This window comes from Pseudomonas thivervalensis (genome assembly GCF_001269655.1).
GTDB lineage: Bacteria > Pseudomonadota > Gammaproteobacteria > Pseudomonadales > Pseudomonadaceae > Aquipseudomonas > Aquipseudomonas thivervalensis.
This window is the reverse complement of the sequence record NZ_LHVE01000002.1, coordinates 15,739-39,778: the sequence shown is the minus strand read 5'-3', so window position 1 is coordinate 39,778 and position 24,040 is coordinate 15,739. Positions and strand designations below refer to the sequence as shown.

Annotated in this window: 16 protein-coding genes and 1 pseudogene; 8 read left to right on the top strand and 9 right to left on the bottom strand. The window is 61.6% G+C overall.

The features are described 5' to 3' along the window. Positions 1 to 28: 28 nt before the first annotated feature. From AD659_RS02925 to AD659_RS02915, 3 genes are read left to right on the top strand one after another with little or no spacing between them, the layout of a single operon-like run. Positions 29 to 4,567, top strand: coding sequence for a Tc toxin subunit A-related protein (locus tag AD659_RS02925; protein WP_053118227.1), 4,539 nt, complete (start codon positions 29 to 31; stop codon positions 4,565 to 4,567). Continuing rightward, positions 4,564 to 9,051: a SpvB/TcaC N-terminal domain-containing protein gene (locus AD659_RS02920; RefSeq protein ID WP_053118226.1), complete on the top strand. Its 4,488-nt coding sequence runs from the start codon at positions 4,564 to 4,566 to the stop codon at positions 9,049 to 9,051. Before AD659_RS02925 ends, AD659_RS02920 begins: the two co-directional genes overlap by 4 nt. Beyond that, positions 9,048 to 11,855, top strand: a complete 2,808-nt coding sequence (locus AD659_RS02915) for an RHS repeat-associated core domain-containing protein (RefSeq protein WP_053118224.1) — start codon at positions 9,048 to 9,050, stop codon at positions 11,853 to 11,855. Before AD659_RS02920 ends, AD659_RS02915 begins: the two co-directional genes overlap by 4 nt. Before the next feature lie 44 nt (positions 11,856 to 11,899). Here AD659_RS02915 and AD659_RS02910 read toward each other — a convergent pair whose 3' ends face one another. The 4 genes from AD659_RS02910 to AD659_RS02895 all read right to left on the bottom strand — a co-directional run bounded on the left by AD659_RS02910 (position 11,900) and on the right by AD659_RS02895 (position 16,098). Then, positions 11,900 to 12,268, bottom strand: a complete 369-nt coding sequence (locus tag AD659_RS02910) for a glyoxalase superfamily protein (RefSeq protein ID WP_053118222.1) — start codon at positions 12,266 to 12,268, stop codon at positions 11,900 to 11,902. Positions 12,269 to 12,392: 124 nt separating this feature from the next. Beyond that, positions 12,393 to 13,865 carry an N-acyl-D-amino-acid deacylase family protein gene (locus AD659_RS02905; RefSeq protein ID WP_053118220.1) on the bottom strand — a complete coding sequence of 491 codons (1,473 nt, stop codon included), beginning with the start codon at positions 13,863 to 13,865 and terminating at the stop codon, positions 12,393 to 12,395. Position 13,866: 1 nt separating this feature from the next. Beyond that, positions 13,867 to 14,727 carry a MurR/RpiR family transcriptional regulator gene (locus tag AD659_RS02900; protein ID WP_053118218.1) on the bottom strand — a complete coding sequence of 287 codons (861 nt, stop codon included), beginning with the start codon at positions 14,725 to 14,727 and terminating at the stop codon, positions 13,867 to 13,869. A gap of 21 nt (positions 14,728 to 14,748) precedes the next feature. Further along, entirely contained in the window at positions 14,749 to 16,098 is a 1,350-nt protein-coding gene (locus AD659_RS02895) for a GntT/GntP/DsdX family permease (RefSeq protein ID WP_053118215.1), read from the bottom strand. Between AD659_RS02895 and AD659_RS29700 the strand changes: the two genes are divergently transcribed. Both AD659_RS29700 and AD659_RS02890 read left to right on the top strand, forming a co-directional pair. Beyond that, the gene (locus tag AD659_RS29700; RefSeq protein ID WP_153043934.1) at positions 16,097 to 16,438 is read left to right on the top strand and encodes a hypothetical protein; all 342 of its coding nucleotides are present in this window, start codon (positions 16,097 to 16,099) and stop codon (positions 16,436 to 16,438) included. The genes AD659_RS02895 and AD659_RS29700 overlap by 2 nt on opposite strands. Beyond that, positions 16,435 to 17,880, top strand: coding sequence for a SulP family inorganic anion transporter (locus AD659_RS02890; RefSeq protein WP_053118213.1), 1,446 nt, complete (start codon positions 16,435 to 16,437; stop codon positions 17,878 to 17,880). Before AD659_RS29700 ends, AD659_RS02890 begins: the two co-directional genes overlap by 4 nt. Before the next feature lie 141 nt (positions 17,881 to 18,021). On the opposite strand, the pseudogene AD659_RS02885 reads toward AD659_RS02890, so the two are convergent. The 3 genes and pseudogenes from AD659_RS02885 to mdaB all read right to left on the bottom strand — a co-directional run. Beyond that, positions 18,022 to 18,468: pseudogene (locus AD659_RS02885) on the bottom strand (Rossmann-fold NAD(P)-binding domain-containing protein); the annotation flags it as partial. 95 nt (positions 18,469 to 18,563) lie between these two features. Next, on the bottom strand, positions 18,564 to 19,475 hold the full coding sequence (locus AD659_RS02880) for a LysR family transcriptional regulator (RefSeq protein WP_053118211.1): 912 nt from the start codon (positions 19,473 to 19,475) through the stop codon (positions 18,564 to 18,566). 197 nt (positions 19,476 to 19,672) lie between these two features. Continuing rightward, complete coding sequence (mdaB, locus tag AD659_RS02875; protein WP_053118209.1) at positions 19,673 to 20,263, bottom strand: NADPH:quinone oxidoreductase MdaB; 591 nt, start codon at positions 20,261 to 20,263, stop codon at positions 19,673 to 19,675. Positions 20,264 to 20,464: 201 nt separating this feature from the next. On the opposite strand from mdaB, the gene AD659_RS02870 reads away from it, so the two are divergent. Beyond that, positions 20,465 to 20,779 (top strand): putative quinol monooxygenase, encoded by a 315-nt coding sequence (locus AD659_RS02870; RefSeq protein WP_053118207.1) that lies wholly within the window; start codon positions 20,465 to 20,467, stop codon positions 20,777 to 20,779. Here AD659_RS02870 and AD659_RS02865 read toward each other — a convergent pair. Then, complete coding sequence (locus AD659_RS02865; RefSeq protein WP_053118205.1) at positions 20,769 to 21,533, bottom strand: sulfite exporter TauE/SafE family protein; 765 nt, start codon at positions 21,531 to 21,533, stop codon at positions 20,769 to 20,771. The genes AD659_RS02870 and AD659_RS02865 overlap by 11 nt on opposite strands. 213 nt (positions 21,534 to 21,746) lie before the next feature. Between AD659_RS02865 and AD659_RS02860 the strand changes: the two genes are divergently transcribed. Both AD659_RS02860 and AD659_RS02855 read left to right on the top strand, forming a co-directional pair. Continuing rightward, a complete protein-coding gene (locus AD659_RS02860; RefSeq protein WP_053118203.1) occupies positions 21,747 to 22,628 on the top strand; it encodes a LysR family transcriptional regulator in 882 nt (293 codons plus the stop codon). A 97-nt stretch (positions 22,629 to 22,725) separates the two neighbouring features. Then, positions 22,726 to 23,070: a cupin domain-containing protein gene (locus tag AD659_RS02855; RefSeq protein ID WP_024781087.1), complete on the top strand. Its 345-nt coding sequence runs from the start codon at positions 22,726 to 22,728 to the stop codon at positions 23,068 to 23,070. 76 nt (positions 23,071 to 23,146) lie between these two features. Here the strand turns inward: AD659_RS02855 and mmsB are convergent, their stop codons facing one another. Next, positions 23,147 to 24,034 carry a 3-hydroxyisobutyrate dehydrogenase gene (gene mmsB, locus AD659_RS02850; RefSeq protein WP_053118202.1) on the bottom strand — a complete coding sequence of 296 codons (888 nt, stop codon included), beginning with the start codon at positions 24,032 to 24,034 and terminating at the stop codon, positions 23,147 to 23,149. Positions 24,035 to 24,040: the final 6 nt, after the last annotated feature.

Sequence of the window (24,040 nt, the reverse complement as noted above, 5' to 3'; positions counted from 1 at the left end):
GTACCCACGTTAAATTCAAGGATTGAATATGACCGATGCCATAAAAAAGCAGCTCGATGAAAGCCTGCGCGACGCACTGTTGGCGCTCTATCTGAACGACGTCGCCCCCGCTAATGCCACGCCGCTCAAGAACGCCCATGATCTCTATGAGTACTGGCTGCTCGATGTGCTGGTCAGCCAGGATGTGCCCACCACGCCGGTCGCCTGTGCCATTGCCAGTCTGCAGCAATACATCAACCGTATCTTGATGAACCTGGAGCCCGGATACGACCCGGAGGACTTCACCGCCGAACACCGGCAGACGTGGCGCAACGAACTGCATCAGTACCCCACCTGGGCCGCCCACCAACAGTTGCTTTACTTCCCCGCGACGTATCTGGACCCGACCCTGAGGGCCAACAAGAGCGATAACTTCCAGCAACTGGAAAACACCCTCAACCAGAACCGGATTCAACCCGACGCGGTTCAATCGGCGGTCCTGGCCTACCTGGCCCGATTCGAAGAAGTGGCCAACCTGACGGTGCTCAACGGCTATATCGATGGCGAGGACTTTGCCAACAGCACCTACTACTTCATCGCCAAGTCCCGCACCGAAAACACCTACTTCTGGCGCTCGCTGAACATGGCGCAACGTCCGCTGGACAGTACGTTACCGCCCCCTTCCAAACAGGATCAGCCGGATCCATACGCCTGGTCGGATTGGGAAAAAGCCGATGTGCCGATCCCCGATAGCGCGGTCGAACACTCGATTCGTCCTGTCTGGTTCAACAATCGCCTGTTCGTTGTCTGGGCAGAATGCATCCATCAGGATCAGTCGGCCTCCAGCGCGCCGTCGGACGCTGATGCCATTGCACCCCGTGTGAGTCATCCGCTACTGCGCTTGAGCTATTGCTTCAAAAAACAGGATGGCATGTGGAGTACGCCACGAGTGGGCCTGCAAGGCTATTGCGAGGACAAAACGCTTGCCAGCCAGAGCCTGGAGGCGATCAGGCCGTTGATAGGTTCCGTTGCGATGCAGCACCGCAAGGGCTCGCAAGACTCACTGTATCTGGCCTTATGTGCACAAAAGCCCAGAGCCGGCTCGGAGTCCGCGCCGACCAGTGCCTTTAGTTTTATCAGAACAACCTACATCGACAAAAATCTTTCCCATGAGCCTGACAGTTCAACGACGATCAAACAGGCGGAAGACGAACAACCAAAAAAACGGGAACACACCCTCCTTGATACGACGTTCATCGAACCTTACACCCAGCGCTTTCAAACAAGATTGGCCTTCCAGGAAATTGAGGGTTCTCCAACTCCACGGCCCAAAAACATTATCAATACACTTTCGAATTTCGATGATCATCTGGCTGGGACTGTTTTCAAATCCATCGACTCGCCCCCCACACTGTTCGTTCATGCCGACGATACGTTTCTCCCCCCTGCGGTGAGTGAAATTCGCATCTCGTTTCCAAGTCGACTTAAGCTAATTCTGCCTCCGCTCGACGAAAACCTGCCCTCCTCGTCCTATCTAACACTTCGCGACGGGTCCGAAATTTTCTATCTGGATGTCGCAGATCCCAGCGATCTGGTTTTCCAGTACTCCATCGATAACCTGAACAACGTGATCCGGGACAGTAAGGATTCACCTGGTTTCACGACTTCAGCCGCAGCAAGTCTGGCTGGAAAGCTGATCTCAGTGGAGGCTGTGCGCCACTTGATCAACACCTACAATGAGCGCGACTCCAGTACCTCCCGCGGAAAGGTTACTTTGTTGCTTCTGAGCAATATCCAACGCAGCGAGTCCCGGGCTGCCTTTTCCTACAAAGAACAATTGCTCCACCGAAAATATGTCATTTTTCGCCAACCCGCCGGATTAGAGGACGAGTCGTTATCGTTTAGCAAGCTGCAGACTGTAGACGCATCCCCCTTGGTAAAACAGTTGCCCAGCAGCTATGGGCACCTCTTGCGGGTTGAAGACATTTATGACGGCGAGGCTTTGTTGTATGGAGTTGTGCTGGTCAACCCTGACAGACCGTATCAAACAATTTCCTTCGCCCTCAAAGCGATCAAACTGAGCCTGGCACCTACGGTCCTCCAACCGCCGACGATCACCGCCACACCGACACCCAACCTGGGCACCACCCAATTCATCGACTTCGCCAATTCCACCATCAAGTACAGCGACGGCAAAAGCCAAAAACGCCCCCCCATCAGACTGAACACCGTATTCGCCGCCGAACTGATCCGGCGCACCGAAAACAGCCTGGATGAATTGTTTGACTGGACCACTCAACACCTGCCGGAACCTGCCCTGCCCGGTGATCCAAGCAACCGGATGGACTTTCATGGCCCCTACGGCCGTTACTTCACCGAACTGTTTCTCTACGTGCCCTGGCTGGTCGCCCATCGCTTGAACGCCGAGCATCGCTACGAGGAAGCGGAGCGCTGGCTGCGCTATGTCTTCGACCCGGGCCGCGAGAAGGCCGAATGCTGGCGAAGCGTCCCTTTGCTCGACGGTGACACGCCGTCGTATGCCCACCAGGCACCCCATGATCCCCATCAGATTGCCCGCAGTCATCCCGTGCACTTTCGCAAGGCGCTGTACTTCCTGTACCTCGACATCCTGACCAACCGAGGCGACGCCGCGTACCGCGCGCTGACGCCCGACAGCCTCAGCGAAGCCAAGCTCTGGTACGTCCGGACACTGGACTTGCTGGGGCCACGCCCAGTTGTTCAACCGACCGATCACTGGACGGCCGTCAGCCTTCACGGCTTGAGCACCACCAACAATGACGACCTGCGCCGCTTTGAAAACCGGCTGGCCCTGCCCACCGTCAGCCCGCCGTCGCTTGCACAGGAAGGCCGTTCGCAAGCGGCCCTGGCGGCGATCGATAACCCGTATCTGCGCGTGCCGTTCAATCCGCAACTGCTCAAATGCTGGGACGTCGCCGAAAGTCGCCTGTACAACCTGCGGCATAACCTCGATATCGCCGGCAAGCCGCTGCATTTGCCGGTATTCGCCGCTCCGCTGGACCCTCGCGCCCTGGCCAGCGCCAGTGCCCCGACCACCTCGGCCGGTGCCACGGCCCACTTGCCGGCGGTACACATTCCTCACTATCGCTTCAGCGTCATGCACAGCCAGGCTCAGAACGCCGTTGAAAGCATCATCCAGTTCGGTGCCACGTTGCTGTCGCTGATCGAGCGCAAGGAGCAGGCGCAGTTGCAGGAGCTGCAACAACAGAACGCCTGGGACCTGGCGAAAATCGCGCTGGACCTGCAACGCCAGGCCTTGAACGTCGACCGACAAAACCGCCAGGCGCTGCTGGCCAGCAAGGCCACCGTTCAAAACCGCGTCACCCATTACAAAAAACTGCTGGACGATGATCTGAGTAGCACCGAAACAGCGGTCAATTACTTATACGTGGCCAGCGGCACCGCGGAGGCCGCTGCAATGGCCTTCCAAGTCGCGGCCGGCGTGCTGATGGTGACTCCGAACGTTGCAGGGTTCTGCATTGGCGGCAGCCGTTGGGAGGGCCCGGCGCTCGCAGCCTCTGCGGCCGCCCATAGCGCCGCGATCATAGACCGCACGATAGCGGCCCAACTTGACCGTCAAGCCGTATTCAATCGCCGCCGGGACGAATGGCATCATGCATGGGATCAGGCACAACTCGAACTGACCCAGATCGACGCACAACTGGCGCAATTCACCGAACAGGAAACCGCCACGCGCCTGCAACTGCGCCTGGCCGAATCCACCCTGAGCCAAGCCAAGGCCAGCTATGAGTTTCTCAGCAAACGCTTTACCAAGGCACAACTGTACCAATGGCTGAACAGCCAGTTTGCCGCGCTCTATCGCCAGGCCTACGACGCCACGCTGGCGCTGTGCCTGGCGGCCGAAGCCTGTTGGCAGTATGAAATCGCCGACTTCGACACGCGCTTCATCCAACCCGGTGCCTGGCATGCGACCTATCGCGGGCTGGGCGCTGGCGAGCTGCTGAAGATGAACCTGTTGAAGATGCACGCCGAATACCTGCGACGCCACGAGCGGGAACTGGAGATACGCAAGACCGTGTCGCTGCGTGAGCTCAAGCGCCAAACCCCAACCAGCCCCCTCAACAAGGCGTGGCCGCAGATCCACGCCGACTTGAAGAATGGCACCTGCGAATTCGAGCTGCCCCACTCATTGTTCGAAGACGACTACAAGGATCAGCAACACTACCTGCGGCGGATCAAGACCATCAGCGTGTCCCTGCCGGCCCTCATCGGTCCTTATGAAAACATTCGAGCCACGCTGACCCAGACCGCCAGCAAGGTGTTTCTCTCGCCGGGTGACGGTGGCAAAACCCTGGAGAGCCGACGCGCCAACCAGCAGATTGCCCTGTCGACGGGCGTCGACGACAACGGCCTGTTCACGCTGAATTTCAACGATGACCGCTACCTGCCGTTCGAACACACTGGCGCCATCTCCAGGTGGCAACTGACCTTCCCGAACCCCGAAGCGCAAAAAGACCTGCTTGACTCACTGACCGACGTCATCATCCATGTCAGCTACACGGCCAGGGTCGGCGGAGGTGCGCCATGACCGAGCAACCGCTACTGCCCGTCACCGCGCCGTCATTGCCCAAGGGCGGTGGCGCCATTCAAAGTATTGGCAAAGGCTGGGCCGCCATCGGCGCCCACGGTAAGGCGTCCTACGAACTTGCACTGCCGATCTCACCGGGGCGCGGCTTTGCTCCGCCCTTGTCCTTGAGCTATGCCAGCTCGCTCGGCAACGGCGTGTTCGGCATCGGTTGGGGACTGTCGCTGCCCTGCGTGGCGCGACGCACCAGCAAGGGCGTGCCGGCCTATACCGAGGAGGACGACATCATCGGCCCCAACGGGGTGGTCTGGCTGCCCGAGCGTGACCGGCAAGGCGCCATCGCCACAACCCGCATCGATCGATACAACGATCTGGACCTGGGGACGCGCTACAGCGTCACACGGTATTTCCCCCGAATCGAAAGCAGCTTCGACCGCATCGAACATTGGTCCTCGTCCGACGACACACCGGGCTTCTGGCTGGTGCACAGTGCCGATGGCAGCCTGCACCTGTTCGGAAAGAACCCCACCTCCCGCCGAGCCGATCCTCTGGACAAAAACCGTGTCGGCGAATGGCTGCTGGAGGAAAGCCTGAACGCTTACGGCGAACACATCCTCTACCAGTACAAGGCCGACACAACGGCCCAGCGCTATTTGAGACAAGTGTGCTATGGCAATTTCAAGGCCGATCCGCACCTGTACTCATGGAAAACAGACCGGCTCGCCGCTGTGCAATGGCACTTCGAACTGGTCTTCGACTATGGCGAACGGACCATGGCCTACGCACAGAAACCGCCGTACGAAGGCCAGCAGTGGGCAACCCGCAGCGACGGTTTTTCCAGCTTCGCCTACGGTTTTGAACTGCGCACCGAACGCCTGTGCCGCCAGGTCCTGATGTTTCACCGTTTTCCCGAGGAATTGGGCGCCGCCCCGGTCCTGGTGCGTCGCCTGTTGCTTGATTATCGCCAGGCATCCCTGGGGTATCACCAGTTGAGCGCCGCCCATGACCAGGCCTTCGGCGACTCAGCCACCGTCGATAGCCGGCCGCCCATCGAATTCAGCTACAGCGCATTCAAGCTCCGGCCGGAGACCCGCGCCTGGCAGCGTTTTGCAGACATGCCGGGGCTCAATGATGGTCAGCGTTATCAACTGGTGGACTTGTACGGCGAGGGCCTGCCGGGCGTGCTCTACCAAGGTGACGGGGGCTGGCATTACCGCGAACCCGTGCGGGCCAAGGCCAAAGGCGACAACGTGGCTTACGCGCCGTGGCGAACACTGCCCGTCATCCCGGTTGTCGACCTTACAAAACCGGTACGCCAGTCATTGAGCGACCTCACCGGAGACGGCCGCTTGGACTGGCTCGTGGCCCAACCGGGGCTGAGCGGTTTTTTCTCCCTTGGCGCCGATCGAAGCTGGTCGAACTTCGCCACGTTCAACGCGCTTCCGACAGAGTTTTTCAACCCCCAAGGGCAATTGGCCGACCTGTCGGGAGAAGGGCTTGCTGACCTGGTATTGATCGGCCCGCGCAGCGTTCGCCTGTACGTCAACCAGCGAGAGCACGGTTTTGCCGCCCCGCTGGAAGTCGCTCGCGACGAGCATGAAGATGCCCTGGCGGTATTGCGCGCAGCGCCCGGCGAACTGGTGGCGTTCAGCGATGTGCTGGGCAGCGGCCAGCAACACTTGGTGCGCATTCGTCACAACGAAGTGCGGTGCTGGCCAAACCTGGGCCATGGGAGCTTCGGCAAGGGCATCGTGTTGGACTTTCCCGGGTTGGCCTACGAAACCTTCGATGCCTCGCGCATCCGCCTGGCGGATCTGGATGGCTCCGGCGCCGTCGACCTGATCTATCTGCAAGCCGACCAGGCACTGATCTTCATGAACCGCTGTGGCCAGGGTTTCCGCCCTGCGGTCGCCCTGCCCTGGCCTCCCGGGCTGCGTTACGACCATTTATGCCAGGTGAGCATCGCCGACCTGCAGGGGCTCGGCTGCTCCAGCCTGATCCTGAGCGTGCCGCACATCACACCGCAACACTGGCGCTACGATTTCGTCGAGGCGAAACCGTATCTGCTCACCGGCACCCACAACAACATGGGCGCCAGCGAAACCGTCCGCTACCGCAGCTCGGCGCAGGAGTGGCTGGATGAAAAAGCCGCCCATGACAAGGCCGGCACGCCTGCGGTCTGTCATGTGCCCCTGGCGTTGCATCTGGTGTCGAGCCAGACCCGGGTGGATGAAATCACCGACAATCGATTGACCTGCAAATTCGCCTACCGCCAAGGCTACTACGACGGTGTCGAGCGCGAGTTTCGCGGCTTCGGCCTGGTGCTGGAAACCGACAATGAAACCATCCCCGACGATGCCGATTCCCAGGGTTTTACGATGCCCAGCCTGAAAAAGACCTGGTTTCACACCGGACAAACGGTGGACATGCCCCGTATCGGCTACAACCACGACGACCCGCAAGCCATGGCGCTGGGCAACGCGCTGCTTTGCCAATACCAAGAGGAGACCGGGCGCGACATCCCCATGTCCGCGCCAGCCGCAGCCACCCACATTGAAATGGCCCGCGCCCTGAGTGGCCAGGTGCTGCGAAGCGAGACATTCGGGGTCGACAGGCGCCGGAAAACCCGGACCCTGTACTCGGTCCAGGAACACCGCTATCGCGTACGCCTGCTGCAAGCGCCCGACAGCCATCGGTCCTACACTCGAATGCTACCGCTGCCGCTGGAGTCCATCACGTATCAATACGAAGGCATCGCCGATGACCCGCAGTGCCTGCACACCTTGAACCTGCAACACGACCTGTACGGCGCCCTCACTCACCGCCTGGACATCCATTACGCCCGCAGGAAAACCGCCGACGATGCCCCACCGTTCAGCGATGCTGATCAGCAACGGTGGTGGCGCGATGCCCATGATCCGGCGCAGCAGTTTTACTACCTGAACGAGACTCGGGCCGAGTTCATCCACCTGCCAGCGCCCCAAGGGTGGCGGTTGGGCCTGCCTTATCGCCAGCGCACCCAGGCGTTGCGCTGCCCCAAGGCTCCCGAGCCTGGTGGGCTGGCGCCGCAGGCGTTGACTTTCGAAACCCTCAGCGAACGCGCGGAGCAAACGACCTGGACGGACCAGAGCGTGCTCACCGGCCTGACCGTGCAGCGCTACAAGGACGCTTCGAGCGCAGCCACCCTGGCGGATGGCGTCGCGGACTTCCAGGCCCTGGCCGACCATCTGGAAAGCGCCGAGCTGGACGAAACCGCCCTCAAGGCCTTCCGGCTGCTGCCCCAGGAAACACGCCCCAAGGGAAAAATGCTCGAACGCAATCATTATCACCGCATGGCCGATTTTCTTCCCGCGAGCAGCCGCCCCGTACGACTCTGGTCAGTCAAAAGCGGCTTCGCGACTTATGCCCCATGGGACGGTTTCTACAAAATCCGCACCCTACAGCCGAGCGAAAGCCATGGCGTAATCGAGATCAGCCACGACACCCACCACTGCGTTATCACCCGGCTCCAACAGCCTGATGGTTGTACCACCGAAGCGATCTACGATTACCGCTCACTCCAGCCGCAGCACATCAACGACCCCAACGGCAATGTCCAGGAAGGCCTGATCGATGCTTTCGGCCAAGTATTGGCCACTTCTTTTTATGGCGGCGAGCACCACGCACGCGCAGGTTTCAAGCCGCTCGCACAGTTCAAACAGCCACCGTTCAGCAGCCCCACAGAGGCCATCAGCCAAAGCCGGGACGCGTTGCAAGACGCGGCCACGGCGCTTTATTACGCGCCCTTCAGTTGGATGGGTTGCGTATCGAAGGCAGCCCTGGCGGACACCGACTGGCTGGCGCGCTGCGTGAGCAACGGCGACCTGCTCCCCGCCGGGCATATCTGCGCGTCGGCTCGAGTCCGGCTAGCGGAGCTTCAGGTGCTCTCCGCCGATGACCTCAAGCTGAAGAACGAACTCGACGCCGCGTCGCGTGAACCGATGCACATCGCCACACTGGTCGCCGACCGCTACCCCGATGACGACCAAAAACAGATCCGCATCGCTGTCACCTGCTTCGATGGCTTCGGGCGAACCCTGCAAAGCAAGCAACTGGTCGAACCGGGCCTGGCTTATGTCGTCGACGCCAAGGGCGACCTGACGCTGACGGATGGAACGCCCATGGAGCAGATCGCCGCAAGGCGCTGGCGGGTCAGCGAACGGGTGGAATACAACAGCAAGGGTCTGGCGGTGCGCATCTACCGCCCTTATTTCGCCGATCAACATCGCTGCATCAACGATGTGTCCTTGCGGCAATTCGGCCATTGCGACCGGCAGTTCTACGATGCCCTCGGGCGCCCCACCCTCACGCGCCTGGCCCCGCAAGCCGGCCTCTCCTACATGCGGCGCCACACCCGTCATCCCTGGTACACCGTGGACGAGGACGAAAATGACACGCTGCAAGAAGTCCAGTCCGAACACGCCGCCACGGCCGGAGGTGGCGCATGAACGCACGCCTTCATCACAAGACACCGACGATCAACGTCGTCGACGGCCGAGGCCTGCCCGTGCGGCAAGTCGCTTACTACCGGCGCGACGCCGAGGAAGCCGCCCAGGCGCGCATTGCCCAGCAAGACTACGACGTGGCGGGACGACAGGTGGCGCAGCGCGATCCTCGGCTGTTTGCCAAGGCGACGGGCGGGGCGAACCTGCAGACTGTCTACAGCTTGTCCGGCAAGACCCTGTTGCTCGACAGCATCGATGCCGGCTGGCGCTTGTTCCTGCCAGGCGATGCCGGACAGATACTGCACAGCTGGGATCAGCGAGGCACCTGTTGGCGAACCACCTACGACACGCAACTGCGCATGACCGCCGTCCATGAACAAGCGGCAAACGACGTGCCGCGCAAAGTCGAATGCCTGCAATACGGCGACAGCTCGCCGAAGTCCGCGGTGCGCAACCGGTGCGGTGCGTTGATCCGTCACGATGACAGCGCCGGTACCCTGCTGATCCATGACTATGGGCTTTGCGCCAAACCCCTGAGCCAGACCCGACATCTGCTGGCCGTGACCGAACGACCCGACTGGCCAGAGGATGAAAAAGACCGCGACCGCCTGCTGGAACCGGGCGACGGCTACACCACGAGCTGGTCCTACGACGCCCTCGCCGAGCTTATCCAGCAGACCGATGCCGCCCAGCACCAGCAGCGCTACGCGTTCGATGTCGCGGGTCAGCTCAAATCCATGGGCCTGCTGATAAGAAATACGGCGACCGAAAAAGTCATCGTGAGCGATCTCGTCTACAACGCGTCCGGCCAGATCGAGTCCCAGACGGCCGGCAACGGTGTCGTCAGTCGCGCCGTGTACGATCCGGCCAACGGCAGACTGACCGCGCTGCGCACATCGCTGGCGGCCAGGATCTTGCAGGATCTGCACTACACTTGCGACCCGGTGGGGAATGTGACGCACCTGGAGGACAAGGCCCAACCGGTGCAGTTCGGCAACAACCAACGGGTCGACGCCTCCAGCACATTCACCTACGACAGCCTGTATCAATTGACCGGCGCGACGGGCCGCGAGGCGGCCGGATTGTCCAGCCCCCCGGACCTTCCAGCCCTCGGCAAACTACCCATCGACCCCGGGCAGCTGTTCAATTTCACCGAACACTACGAATACGATGCTGGCGGCAACCTGATCGAACTGCGCCATCGTCGCGACGGCAATCACTACACCCGAACACTGAACGTGGCCGCCGCGAGCAATCGCCTGCGCGCCTGGAACAAAGGCCACTCGACGCCCGACCAGGCAGTGGACTTCGATGCCAACGGTAATCAGCAGGCGCTAGCCCCGGGCCAGGCGCTGACCTGGAACCTGCGCAATCAGCTCGACAGTGTGGTGTTGGTGCGGCGTGAAAACGCGTCCGATGACATCGAGCGCTATCGCTACGACAGCGGCGGTCAACGCATCCGCAAGATCCAGACGACCCTGGGCGCGACGCGGGTCCACACCCGGGAGGTCCGTTATCTGCCGGGCCTGGAAATTCGCACGCGAGATAACGAACGCCTGGAAGTCATTACCCTGCAAGCGGGTCGCTGCAGCGTGCGCTACCTGCACTGGACTCAAGGCCGACCGTCCGCCATCGCCGCCAATCCATTGCGCTACAGCTTCGGCGACCATCTGGGTTCAAGCGCACTGGAACTGGACGATCAGGGCGACCTGATCAGCCAGGAAAGCTACCTGCCTTATGGAGCCACCGCTTGGGCGGCGTCCCGTTCGGCCGTGGAAGCCGACTACCGGACCCTTCGCTACTCCGGCAAGGAGCGCGATGCCAGCGGCCTGTATTACTACGGGCAACGCTATTACGCGCCGTGGCTGCAGCGCTGGATCAGCCCCGACCCGGCGGGGGCGGTCGATGGGTTGAACCTGTATGGCATGGTGGGGAACAACCCCCTCAGGTTCGTCGACCACCAGGGATGGGTGAAGGACGATGTCATCCAATGGATGAAAGCTGATGGCCACGCCCGTTCCCAGAGGATGATGGAGCCAACGACAATACCGGCCAACAGACGTGCCAGGGTTCATCGAGCCCCCCCTTCCGAGCCCGGCGCCAGCCCCAACTTCAGCAAAACCCAACGCAAGGGACTGGTCGTTCACTCCTATGGCGTAGTCCTGGATCGCAAGGGGGACAACGATGTGGGCCTCAACGAGTACTACAATCTCACTGGACCCAAATCCGGCCCGCAGGAATACCGCGGCGTGGACAAAAGTTATGACGGCTCCGCCACAAGCGAGAGGTTCTACCTGACTTTCGGCAGCTACAAGATCGGCAATACCGCTGAATACCTGGCCGACCTCGCCGAACGATACAGCGCTACGAAAGCCAATGAGACCCATCGACTCGAGATGGATCCTGATGTGTTGAAGCTCGAACCGACGCTGAGCAGGACGGTCGAGACCCTGCACGAACTCCAGCAACCCACCCAGCACCTCATCGCCACGCACATCGAGAAATCCAACAGCATCATTCCCGTGCATGCCGGAGGGCCAGGGGCTCATGGAGAAGTCCGCGTGCTCAACTCAATCGTGGCGCTCTACCCGGGACAAGCTGAAAGGGTGCTGTCAGATACACATCTGTTCACTGAAAAACTGGCCGGCGTGGACCAACCGGAGCCTTTCATTGCCTGCTTCAACTGCAGCGGCATCATCCCCGAAGAGGTCAACATCCCGACGGGCCGTAACCTTAGAAACTATGGGCTGTACAACTTTCATGTATCGGAAATAAATCGACTCGGGCTTTCTGGCCATTCGTCTTGACCGAGTGTATTGATGTAAACCTTGATCGGTTCATCAGTTGCGGCTCAGACATTAATCGCATTGGTAAACACCAACCGATTCCCGAACGGATCACTGATCGTCATGTCCTGGCTACCCCAGGGCATGGCCTGGATCTGTGGGTGGGCGTAGCGGTATTGCTTGGCGAGCAATTGCTGCTGGAAGACTTCCAGCTCATCGGTCTCGATCCGCAATGCCGAGCCCGGTGTGCAATCGCCATGGTGCTCGGACAGGTGCAGCACGCAGTCGCCGCGGGAGACTTGCAGGTACAGCGGGAAGTTGTCACCGAAGCGATGTTGCCAGTCGACGGTAAAACCCAGGAAGTCGACATAGAACGCCAACGCCTTGGCTTCATCGAAGATGCGCAGGATCGGGGTGGTTTTACCGAAGCTCATGGGTTGCTCCCTGGCTGAAAAGACCCAGTTTAGATGGGTTGAACCCAATGCTTCGGCTTTAAGCCCGGCTTCTTTAGTGGCGCAGTGCCATTATTGTGGCGTCAATTAACACAATATCGGCCGCTTATACGCCATTCGATAGACCAAACCCCCGACCCAGATCGCCTTCGCGCGCCAGGAAACGCCCTTCCCGGCGTCCATTCGCCTGGCCGTCGCGATAACTCAGCACACCGTTGACCCACACACCGTCGATGCCTTCGGCCGCCCGTTGCGGTTCATTGAAGTCCGCGACGTCGCGAATGGTCTGTGGATTGAACAACACCAGGTCTGCCCAATGGCCTTCACGAATGTCACCTCGGTCTTTCAGGCCGAAGCGTACCGCCGAAAGTCCCGTCATTTTGTGCACGGCGGTGTGCAAAGGAAAAAGCCCAATGTCTCGACTGAAATGTCCGAGCACTCGTGGGAAAGCGCCCCACAAACGCGGATGGGGAAACGGGTCTTCGGGCAGCCCGTCGGAGCCGACCATCGATAACGGGTGCGCGAGGATTCGTCTTACGTCGGTTTCATCCATGCCGTAGTACACCGCGCCCGCCGGCTGTAGGTGACGAGCTGCGTCCATGAGCGACACCCCCCATTCAGCGGCGATGTCCGTCAGGTCTCTGCCGCCCATTTGCGGATGCGGTGTCGACCAGGTAATGGTGATGCGATGGGCATCGGTCACTTGTTTGAGATCCAGGGTCGAGGAGCTGGCCGCGTAGGGATAGCAGTCGCAACCGACCGGATGGGTCCGCGCCGCGTTTTCCAGCGCCGCGAGCACCTGCGGGCTTCGCCCCCAATTCCCGGCACCCGCACATTTGAGGTGGGAAATGATCACCGGACTCTGCGCATGACGGCCGATCTGGAACGCCTCGTCCATGGCCTCGAGCACCGGTTCGAATTCGCTGCGCAGGTGGGTGGTGTAGACAGCGCCGAACGCACTCAACTCTTCGGTCAGTTGCATGACTTCATCGGTGGACGCCGAAAACGCGTTGGCGTAGGCCAGGCCGGTGGACAACCCCAGCGCACCGGCCTCCAGGCTTTCGCGCAATTGCCGACGCATGGCAGCGATTTCTCCCACCGAGGCCGTGCGCAACAAATCGTCCATGTGATTGCTGCGCAACGCCGTGTGCCCGACCAGCGCGGCCACGTTGACCGCTGGCGTCGCCGCTTCTACCGCCCCGCGATAATCGGCAAAGCGTGGGTAGGCAAATGCCTGGGCGGTGCCGAGCAGGTTCATCGGGTCCGGCGGATCGCCCCGCAGGCTCACCGGCGAAGCGCTGATGCCGCAATTGCCGACGATGACCGTGGTCACGCCCTGGCTGAGCTTGGGCAGCATCTGCGGTTGGCGAATGACCACCGTGTCGTCGTGGGTGTGCACATCGATGAAGCCCGGCGCCAGCACGCGGCCGGCGGCGTCGATGTCTTCCGCTGCCCGGGCGTCGCGCAGCTCACCGATGCGTTCGATGCGACCGCCGTGGATCGCTACGTCGGCGTGGTAACCGGGGGTGTCGCGGCCATCGATGACCAGCGCATTGCGGATAAGCGTGTCGTACAGCATGTCAGTCTCCCAGCGGCAAGTGATCGTCGCCGCCGCGGTAATCGTCCAGGGCGAGTTTGACTCGCCGCAGGCGCTCTTGATTGTCTTCGGGATGGGCCAGCGCCAGCTCGGTGGCGAGCACGTCGATGGCCAGCAGCATGCCGTAGCGCGCTGCCGTGGGTTTGTAGATGAACGAGGTTTCGGCGCCTTGCAGGGGCAGCACGCAGTCGGCCAGTCGGGCCAGTGGCGAGTCGACACGGGTAATGGCCAGGATCGCGGCGCCGTAGCCGCGGGCCAGTTCCACCGCACTCAACAGTTCCGGCGTGATACCGGTCAGTGAACAGGCGATGACCAGATGCTGGTCGCTCAAGGAGGTGCCCGTGATGCGCATCATCACCGGGTCGCGGCAGGCGGCAATCGGGTAGCCGAAACGCACCAGCCGCACTTGCAGTTCCTCGCCGCACAGCGCCGACCAGCCACCAAGGCCGAACGCATGGATCATCCGTGCCTTGCCGATCATCCGCACGGCATCGCCGAATCGCGACTCTTCGAAGCCCGACAGATGCTGGCGCAGGGTCGCTTCGATATCACCGACGATCTGTCCATAAAACGCCGATTGCTCCGGCGCGCCGGCCGGGTCGAGGAAACGGCTGCCGACACCGCTGGCCTGGGCCAGTTGCAGGCGCAAATCCCGCAGGTCGCGGCAACCGACGGTGCGGGCGAAGCGCGACAGGGTGGCGCTGCTGACTTCGGCACGCAGGGCCAATTCTTCCAGGCTGGCGGAGGCGGCAAAGCCTACGTCGTCAAGCATCAGCCGGGCGATTCTTCCTTCGCCGGCGCTGAAGGACTCCTGGCGGGAGCGGATCTGGTAGAGGATGTCCATGACGGCTCCTTGCAGTGGCGGTCAAAGCACGCGCGCAAGCCCAAGGGTCAGGGCAAACGCGACCAGGGAGATCAACGTTTCAAGGACCGTCCAGGTCTTGAAGGTTTGCGTGACGGTCATATTGAAGTATTCCTTGATCAGCCAGAAGCCGCCGTCGTTGACGTGGGAAAAGATAACCGACCCGGCCCCGGTCGCCAGCACCAGCAGTTCGGGGTGGGGATAACCCAGGCCAATCGCCACCGGCGCGACGATGCCCGAGGCCGTGGTCATCGCCACCGTGGCCGATCCCGTGGCGATGCGCATCAGCGCGGCGAACAGCCAGCCCATGACCAGCGGTGACAACTGGAATTCCTGGGCCAGGCCGACGATCTGTTGCGTGACCCCGGCGTCCACCAGGATCCGGTTCAAACCACCGCCAGCGCCCACCAGCAAGGTGATGCTGGCGGTCGGTGCCAGGCATTCGTTGGTGAACTTGAGGATCGCTTCGCGGTTGAAGCCTTGGGCCAGGCCAAGGGTCCAGAAACTGAGGATGGTCGCCAGCAGCAAGGCGATCACCGAGTTGCCGATGAACAGCAGGAACTGGTTGAAGCCGCTGCCCGGCGTGGAGATCAGGTTGGCCCAGCCGCCGATCAGCATCAGGATCACCGGCAACAGGATGGTCCCCAGGGTTACGCCGAAGCCCGGCAGGTTGGCGCGTGGTTCGCGGTCGAGAAACTGTCGCTCCAGCGGGTTCTCGGCCGGTAGCTGGATGCGCGGCACGATGAATTTGGCGTACAAGGGGCCGGCAATGATCGCGGTGGGAATGCCAATCAGGATCGCGTACAGCAATGTTTGCCCCACCGAGGCCTGGAACGCCTGCACCGCCAGCATCGCCGCCGGGTGCGGCGGCACCAGCGCATGGACCACCGAAAGCCCAGCGACCATCGGCAGCCCCACCATCAGGATGGACACACCCACGCGCCGGGCGATGGTGAACGCGATGGGCACCAGCAGCACAAAACCGACTTCGAAGAACAACGGCAGCCCCACCAGGAAGGCAATGCACACCATCGCCCAGTGGGCGTTGCGCTCGCCGAAGCGTTCGATCAGCGTCTGCGCCATCCGCTCCGCCCCGCCGGACTCGGCCATCATCTTGCCGAGCATCGTGCCCAGGGCCACCACCAGCGCGATGTGCCCCAACGTCTTGCCGACCCCCGCCTCGTAAGCCCCCACCACACCCGAGGGCGGCATCCCGGCCAACAGCGCCAGACCAATGGAGACCAGAGTAATCACGATAAACGGGTTGAGCCGGTAACGTGCGATCAGGACAATCAGCGCAATGATGGCGATGGCCGCGTAGACCAATAGCCAATAACCGAAAGCAGGTGCCATGCGTTACTCCTCGAATGGGGTCACGTCGATGTGTTGTGAAACTCATAAATCATTTCGGCGAAAAATCTTCAAACCCACTGAAAGTAATTTTCGCGCACAGGTAAAACTTGTCGCTGACGGACATCGCGACACGGCCTCGATGAAAATCCAGCGCAAGACTTTCATCGTTCCGGTGGCGAGGGAGCTTGCTCCCGCTGGGCTGCGCAGCAGCCCCAAATTCATCAGCACAATCGACCAACGGCTGGCCGCCCCGCACTCAATTCCGTACCATCCGCACCTGTTTTTTGCACCACTCCCCGGCAGCCGACTCTCAACCGGCGCCCAGTCAGGTAAATCATGAAATCAGCACGTCTTCGCGCCGACGCCCTCGCCGGCCTCACCACCTCTTTCGCCTTGCTCCCCGAGTGCATCGCCTTCGCCCTGGTGGCCCACCTCAACCCGTTGATGGGGCTGTACGGCGCGTTCATCCTCTGTACGTTGACCGCGTTGTTCGGCGGGCGGCCCGGGATGGTCTCAGGCGCGGCAGGGTCGATGGCGGTGGTGATCGTCGCGCTGGTGGTGCAACACGGCGTGCAGTACCTGTTGGCGACCGTGTTGCTGGGAGGGCTGATCATGATGGCGTTCGGGCTGTTGCGGCTGGGCAAGCTGGTGCGCATGGTGCCGCACCCGGTGATGCTCGGCTTCGTCAATGGCTTGGCCATTGTGATTGCGCTGGCGCAACTGGAACACTTCAAGAATGACGGCACCTGGCTGAGCGGCACCCCGCTCTACTTGATGGCAGGCCTGGTAGCGCTGACCATGGCCATCGTCTACCTGTTGCCGCGCCTGACCCGCAGCGTACCGCCGGCCCTGGTGGCGATCCTCGGCGTTGGCCTGGCGGTCTATCTGCTCGGCCTGCCGACCCGGACCCTGGGCGACATGGCCCACATCGCTGGCGGCTTGCCGACCTTTACCCTGCCGGACATTCCCTGGAACCTGGAAACCCTGCAAATCGTCGCACCCTATGCGGTGATCATGGCGATGGTCGGTTTGCTGGAAACCCTGCTGACCCTGAACCTGACCGACGAAATCACCGAGAGCCGCGGCTATCCGGACCGTGAGTGCGTGGCATTGGGCGCGGCCAACATGGCCTCCGGTCTGCTGGGCGGCATGGGCGGTTGCGCCATGATCGGCCAGACCATGATCAACCTCAGCTCGGGCGGACGCGGACGGCTATCGGGCGTGGTGGCCGGGGTGATGGTGTTGCTGTTCGTGTTGTTCCTGTCGCCGCTGATCGAGCGCATTCCGCTGGCGGCGCTGGTGGGCGTGATGTTCGTGGTGTCCCAGCAGACGTTTGCCTGGGCCTCGTTGCGAGTGGTCAATAAAGTGCCGGCCAATGATGTGCTGGTCATTATCGCGGTGACGGTCATCACGGTGTTCACCGACCTGGCCGTGGCCGTGCTCTGCGGGATCATCATCGCGGCGCTCAACTTCGCTTGGCAACAGGCCCGGGAACTCTACGCCGACGCCCACGAGGAAGCCGACGGCAGCAAACTGTATCGCCTGCACGGCACGCTGTTTTTCGCCTCGTCGACGCCGTTCCTCAACCAGTTCGACCCGGCCAACGACCCGGCCCTGGTGACCCTCGATTGCCGTCATTTGCGCTTCGTCGACTACTCGGCCGTCGCCGCGCTCAAGACCCTGCGCGAACGCTACAGCAAGGCAGGCAAGCACTTGCGCGTGTTCCATCTGTCCGAGCGTTGCAAACAAATGCTCAAGCGTGCGGGCGTGCAACACGACTGAGCAGCACCAAACACAAACCTGTGGGAGCGAGCTTGCTCGCGATAGCAGTGGGTCAGCCAACTTCACTGCTGACTGACCCGGCGCCATCGCGAGCAAGTTCGCTCCCACAAGGGTGCCTATCCTGCTGGCACTACCGGCCACTCACACCATCTCATCAAGGATCCACGCCACCACCGACGTCCGCTTCGGTGCCCAACCCAGCAGTTCACGAGCGCTCTTACCTCGCACACGGCTGTTGGAACCCAGGCCATAGCTGGCCATTTCGTAACCCCATTCGGCCTCGGCCTCGGCCAGTGGCCAATCTTGCGGCTCACCCAACTTCAGCGCACGGGCCATGGCAGTGGTCATGTCGATAAATGAAGCCTCGCCGCTTTCAACAAAATAGAACGTGCCGGGTACGTTGCGGGCCAGAGCCAGCTTGTACAGCTCGACCACATCCTCGATGTGCACGTTGGACCAGATGTTCCGCCCCGTGCCGACATGCCGCACCACGCCACTTTTACGTGCCTGCTTGAGCAGACGCGGCAGTTGCACACTGTCACGCTTCACGCCCAGGCTGTGGCCGTAGATCAAGGTTTCATGAATGACTCCTTGGCGACATAAGTGATGGGACAAGTATCGAAGACCGGTCCTTGCCGAAACAGTCCACATTGGCCAAATCACTCTTGCGTTGAAGTCACGAATCAGCCTTTGAAGTCCCGCGAGGCGTAGTCGGCGAGCTTGCCCTGGATGAAGTCCAGGAAGCACTGGATCCGCAGGGCCAGTTGCGAGTTGCGGTAGTACACCGCGTTGATTGGCTGGCGATAGCCGCTGTTGGCATCGGCCAGCAGCACCTTCAGCCGGCCGGCCTGGATGTCTTCGCGGGTCATGAAGTCTGACAGGCAGGCAATGCCCTGCCCTTGCAGCGCCAAGTGACGCACGGTCTCGCCGCTGGACGCGCTGATGGCGGGCTGGATCGCCCAACGATCACCGTGCACATGACGCAGCGGCCACTGGTTGAGGCCGTCGTTCTGGGCAAAACCCAGCAGCGCATGGTCCGCCAGTTCGGCGACGCTTGTGGGTGTGCCGTGCTGTTTTAAATAGGCCGGGCTGGCCAGGATGTGCAGCGGGCTGCAGCCCAGGGAGCGGGCGTGGAGCGTCGAGTCGGTGAGGGTGCCGATGCGAATGGCGATGTCGGTGCTCTGCTCCAGCAGGTCGATGATCAGGTCGTTGCTGTTGAGTTCGAGTTGAATGTCCGGGTAGAGCCGGCGGAACTCTTCGATGTGGGGGACGATGGCATGCAGCATGAACGGCGAGGCCGCGTTGATCCGCAAGCGTCCTGCGGGATTTTTCTGGCGAGACGACAGACGTTCTTCCAGCTCATCCATCTGGTCGAGGATGCCTTTGGCCTGTTCGAAGAAATACTTGCCCTCTTCAGTCAGGTCCATGCGCCGTGTGGTGCGGTTGATCAGCGTGGTGTCGAGCTTGGCCTCCAGTCGCGACAACGTACGGCTGACCGCCGACGGTGTCTGCCCGACCTGCTCGGCGGCGGCGGAGATCGATCCGCACTCGATCACGCAGACGAAGATCTGCAACTCGTCGGATCTGGCTTTCACAGACAGCCTCTCGTGGAATGCGCACTCAATATGATGAAGATGCTTGTGTGGCGAGGGAGCTTGCTCCCGCTCGGGCGCGCAGCGGCCGCTTTTTGGGGGGCTGCTACGCAGCCCAGCGGGAGCAAGCTCCCTCGCCACAAAAGCGCGCTCGCCTTGGGTGCGGGATTGCTTTCGGGTAAGTCCCGATAGTAGCCGGATTACCGCGAAAGGCCGAACACCTCGATCAAATGCCGCTCATACCGCGCCACATCTTCTTCGATGTTCGGGCGCTTCATCACGTCCACGCACAGGAAGGTCGGCAGGCCGGTCATGCCGAGGAACTGATTGGCCTTGTGGAACGGGAAGTACACCGCGTCCACACCCTTTGCTTCGAAGAAGTCGGTCGGGTCGTCGAAGGCTTGCTGCGGGGCGTTCCAGGTCAGGGACAACATGTATTGCTTGCCCTGCACCAGGCCACCGCTGCCGTATTTCTGCGAGGCATCGGAACGGGTCCGACCGTCGCTGGCGTAGAGGCTGCCGTGGCCTTCGGTGAAGACCTCGTCGATGTATTTCTTCACGGTCCATGGCGCGCCCATCCACCAACCTGGCATCTGGTAAATGATCACGTCGGCCCAGAGGAACTTGGCGACTTCCTCCTGGATGTCGTAACCGCCGTCGATGAAGGTGGTTTTCACATCAAAACCGCCACGGTCCAGCACGCTGAGCGCCGTCTCGTGAAGGGTGGCGTTGTAGCGACCATCGGAATGGGCGAATTGTTTACCGCCGTTGAGCAACAGGACTTTTTTCATGAGGAGCCTCATCGGGTTCCACGGCATGGGCCGTTGGCTGGCCGTCGCATGGAAAGGTTGAAAATGATGGCGGCAGACTACCGATGAGCTTCGCGCGGAATAAGCACCGCAACGGCAAAACTGATTTGACCTATACGCAAGAATGGGTGGCCGATTGTTGCCGTAAACTCCGACACCTCTTTTATTTCAGGAGCCATCTTGATGAGCGAACTGCACGGTTTCATCCTGCACGCAAAGACCCGCCCGGAAAAAGCCGAGGCCTTCGAGGCGCTGTTCCGCGCCTACGTCGAACCAAGCCGTGCCGAGCCCGGCTGCATCGAATACCACATGCTGCGGGACCAGCAGGATCCAACGCTGTTTATCTTCTATGAAATCTGGGCGTCCCAGGCGCACCTGGAAGTGCATTCGAACCTGCCGCATATGAAGCAATTTTTCGAGCAACGCATGGATTATCTGGAGCGCGACTTCGACATCCGCCGCGTCGATATGCTCAGCCCGTCCTCGGCTAGCCGCTGACCAGCAGATGGCCGCCGAGCACGCCGAGGCCGATAAAAAATACCCGCTTGAACAACACGGCGCTGATGCGCTGACGCAGCCATTGCCCCAGCCACATCCCCAGCAGCGCCGGGACCAGCGCCAGCAACGAAGCGCTCAATTCGCCCCCGCCCAGCTCGCCGCGCCATAACAGGCCGGCGGCCAGGGCCAGGGTCGAAACGGTGAATGACAGGCCCAGCGCCTGCACCAGTTCATCCTTGCTCAAGCCCAGCGCTTGCAGATAGGGCACCGCCGGGATGACGAACACACCGGTGGCGGAAGTGATGAGGCCGGTCAGCAATCCACAGAACGGGGCGATCCACGGTTCGGCATCGGGACCGACCCGCAGCGTTGGCAGCAACAGCCCACTCAGCGCATACAGCAACAACGCCCCGCCCAAGGCTCGCACCACCCACGCCCCGCCTGCCATGCCGAGCCACAGCGTACCGAGCCCGGTGCCGATGAAAATCGCCAGCAACAGTGGCCACAAGCGCCGGATCAGGGCTTGCAGATGGCCGCCGAACGCCAGTTGCCAGAGATTGGTCAGGGTTGCCGGGATGATGAGCAATGCCGCAGCCTGCGCCGGGGCCATAGCCAGCCCGAGCAAGCCCATGGAGATGGTCGGCAGGCCGAGGCCGATCACCCCCTTGATGGTTCCGGCCAGCAGGAAGGTGCCGATGACCAGCAGGGACAGGGCCAGGCCGAGATTCTGATAGAAAGCGATGAGTGTGTTCATGGGGGTATCGTGCGCCCCGGGGCTTGGCTTGAAAATCTGCCATATACTGAGAGTGCCTCTCTTCCAGCAAGAGGCTGGAAACTTTGTGGATGCTACCGGCGCCATCGCGAGCAAGCTCGCTCCCACAGGGGATTGCATTTCAAATTGTGGGAGCGAGCTTGCTCGCGAAGGCGGCATACCAAACACCGCAGAATTTGAGACAGGACCCCACCCATGCACTTCGACCTCACCGACCTGCGCCTCTACCTGAACATCCTCCACACCGGCAACATCACCGCCGGTGCGGCCCGCAGCCATTTATCCCTGGCTGCGGCCAGTGCGCGAGTCCGGGCCATGGAAGCCTCCCTGGGCATCGACCTGCTTGAGCGCGGACGGCGAGGCGTATCGCCCACGCCGGCTGGCAGGGCCCTGGCCGAGCACGCCCGGGTCCTGCTGCAACAGGCCGAACGCCTGCAACAAGACTTGGCCGAATACGCCAAAGGCGTCAAAGGCCGGGTGCGACTGCTGTGCAACACCAGCGCCATGACCGAATACCTGCCCGAACTGCTGGCCGGTTTCCTGAGCACCCATCCCAACCTTGACATCGACCTGCAGGAATTGCCCAGCTCACGGATCACCCATGCGCTGCGCCAGGGCGCGGCGGACCTCGGGATCGTTTCCGACGCGGTGGACACCGATGGCCTTCAGGCCTGGCCATTTCGCGACGATCCGCTGGTATTGATCCTACCGATTGGACACCCCTTGGCTGACGGTCGAGCCGTGCGTTTCAGCGAGACCCTCAGCCACGATTATGTCGGCCTGAACGCCTCCAGCGCTCTGGCGATCCACCTGGAAGAACAAGCCCTGCACATCGGCTCGCGCATGCAAATCCGCATCCGCGCCGAGGGTTTCGACGGGATGATTCGCATGGTGGCCCATGGCGCAGGCATTGCTATCGTGCCGAAGGCGGCCATCGACCGGCGCCCACCCGAGCCTGCGTATCACTGTATCCCGCTGCAAGAGGCCTGGACCCACCGGGCGTTGCTGCTCTGCGCTCGCAACTTTGAGGGTTTGCCCGCCTACGCCAAGGCCCTGGCCCGGCATCTGGCCGAGTGATGCGCGCTTCTGGATAGCCCGGTGTCGACCACAGACATCTATCCGCCCATGCCACGCGTTAGGGTGCCTGTTCTCTTCTGCCCCTTTCGGAGTTCACATGACCGCCCCCATCACCGTCCTGCGCGATACCCATCCGCTGCCCGTACTCGATGCCTGCAAATGGGAAAAACTCGAAGGCGACCCGCACACCGTCAACCTCAACGCCTACACCAGCGAAGACGGCAGCAAGATCATGGGCACCTGGATCTGCACACCCGGCAAATGGTATGTGGAATACGTGAAGTGGGAGTACTGCCATTTCCAGGAAGGCTACTGCATCATCACCCCAGAGGGCATGGAGCCGATCCATCTGCGCGCTGGTGATATTTTCGTCATCGAGCCAGGCATGAAAGGCACGTGGGAAGTGGTCGAGACCGTGCGCAAGTATTTCGTATTCGCCTGAAACGAACAAACCGAGAGACCACTTGTGGCGAGGGAGCTTGCTCCCTCGCCACAAAAACTTCGCAGCACCGCAGGTTTTACTGCGGCTTGCGATAGCTGTTAACAATCGCCGAAAAGTCCTTGCCGCCCTCGCCCCGCTGGCTCATCGCCTGGTACAACTGCTGCGCCACGGCCCCCAGCACCACCGGCTGATGGGCCTGCCGCGCGGCTTCGGTCGCCAGGCCCAGGTCCTTGAGCATCAGGTCAGCGCCAAAGCCCCCCGTGTAGCCACGGGACGCCGGCGCCGTTTCGATCACGCCCGGCCAAGGGTTGTAGGTATCCGAACTCCAGCAACGGCCCGTCGAGCTGTTGATGATCCCGGCCAGCACCTGGGTGTCGATCCCCAAGGCATCGCCCAAGGCCATGGCTTCGCTGACACCGACCATGGAAATGCCCAACAGCAGGTTGTTGCAGATCTTGGCGATCTGCCCGGTACCGACTTCGCCACAGTGCACGATGTTACGGCCCATTTGCGCCAGCACCGGTTGCAAGGTGGCGAACAATTCGGCCGTGGCGCCGACCATGAAGGTCAACGTGCCCGCCGCCGCACCGCCGGTGCCGCCCGAGACCGGCGCATCGGCCATCGCCACGCCTTGTTTCGCCGCGGCAGCCGCCACGTCACGGGCGGTTTGCGGATCGATGGTGCTGCAATCCACAGCCGGTGTGCCGGCGGCGATACCGGCCAGCACACCGTCTTCACCCAGCCAGACACTGCGCACATGGGCGGCGGCCGGCAGCATGGTGATCACCAATGCAGCACCTTGGGCCGCGTCGCGCGGCGAGGCGCTGATCGTACCGCCCAATGCCGCCAGTTCAGCCAGCACCGCCTGGTTCAGGTCGAACAGGTTCAGCGAATGGCCGGCTTTGAGCAAGTTGCGCGCCATGGGCGCGCCCATGTTGCCCAGGCCGATAAATGCGATGTTCATGTCCGG

Coding starts and splice junctions, on each gene's coding strand:
- AD659_RS02925 (WP_053118227.1), top strand. CDS start 29: ATGACCGATGCCATAAAAAAGCAGCTCGATGAAAGCCTGCGCGACGCA.
- AD659_RS02855 (WP_024781087.1), top strand. CDS start 22,726: ATGACCGCCCCCATCACCGTCCTGCGCGATACCCATCCGCTGCCCGTA.
- AD659_RS02870 (WP_053118207.1), top strand. CDS start 20,465: ATGAGCGAACTGCACGGTTTCATCCTGCACGCAAAGACCCGCCCGGAA.
- mdaB (WP_053118209.1), bottom strand. CDS start 20,263: ATGAAAAAAGTCCTGTTGCTCAACGGCGGTAAACAATTCGCCCATTCC.
- AD659_RS02865 (WP_053118205.1), bottom strand. CDS start 21,533: ATGAACACACTCATCGCTTTCTATCAGAATCTCGGCCTGGCCCTGTCC.
- AD659_RS02915 (WP_053118224.1), top strand. CDS start 9,048: ATGAACGCACGCCTTCATCACAAGACACCGACGATCAACGTCGTCGAC.
- mmsB (WP_053118202.1), bottom strand. CDS start 24,034: ATGAACATCGCATTTATCGGCCTGGGCAACATGGGCGCGCCCATGGCG.
- AD659_RS02910 (WP_053118222.1), bottom strand. CDS start 12,268: ATGAGCTTCGGTAAAACCACCCCGATCCTGCGCATCTTCGATGAAGCC.
- AD659_RS02900 (WP_053118218.1), bottom strand. CDS start 14,727: ATGGACATCCTCTACCAGATCCGCTCCCGCCAGGAGTCCTTCAGCGCC.
- AD659_RS29700 (WP_153043934.1), top strand. CDS start 16,097: ATGCGTTACTCCTCGAATGGGGTCACGTCGATGTGTTGTGAAACTCAT.
- AD659_RS02860 (WP_053118203.1), top strand. CDS start 21,747: ATGCACTTCGACCTCACCGACCTGCGCCTCTACCTGAACATCCTCCAC.
- AD659_RS02920 (WP_053118226.1), top strand. CDS start 4,564: ATGACCGAGCAACCGCTACTGCCCGTCACCGCGCCGTCATTGCCCAAG.
- AD659_RS02890 (WP_053118213.1), top strand. CDS start 16,435: ATGAAATCAGCACGTCTTCGCGCCGACGCCCTCGCCGGCCTCACCACC.
- AD659_RS02895 (WP_053118215.1), bottom strand. CDS start 16,098: ATGGCACCTGCTTTCGGTTATTGGCTATTGGTCTACGCGGCCATCGCC.
- AD659_RS02905 (WP_053118220.1), bottom strand. CDS start 13,865: ATGCTGTACGACACGCTTATCCGCAATGCGCTGGTCATCGATGGCCGC.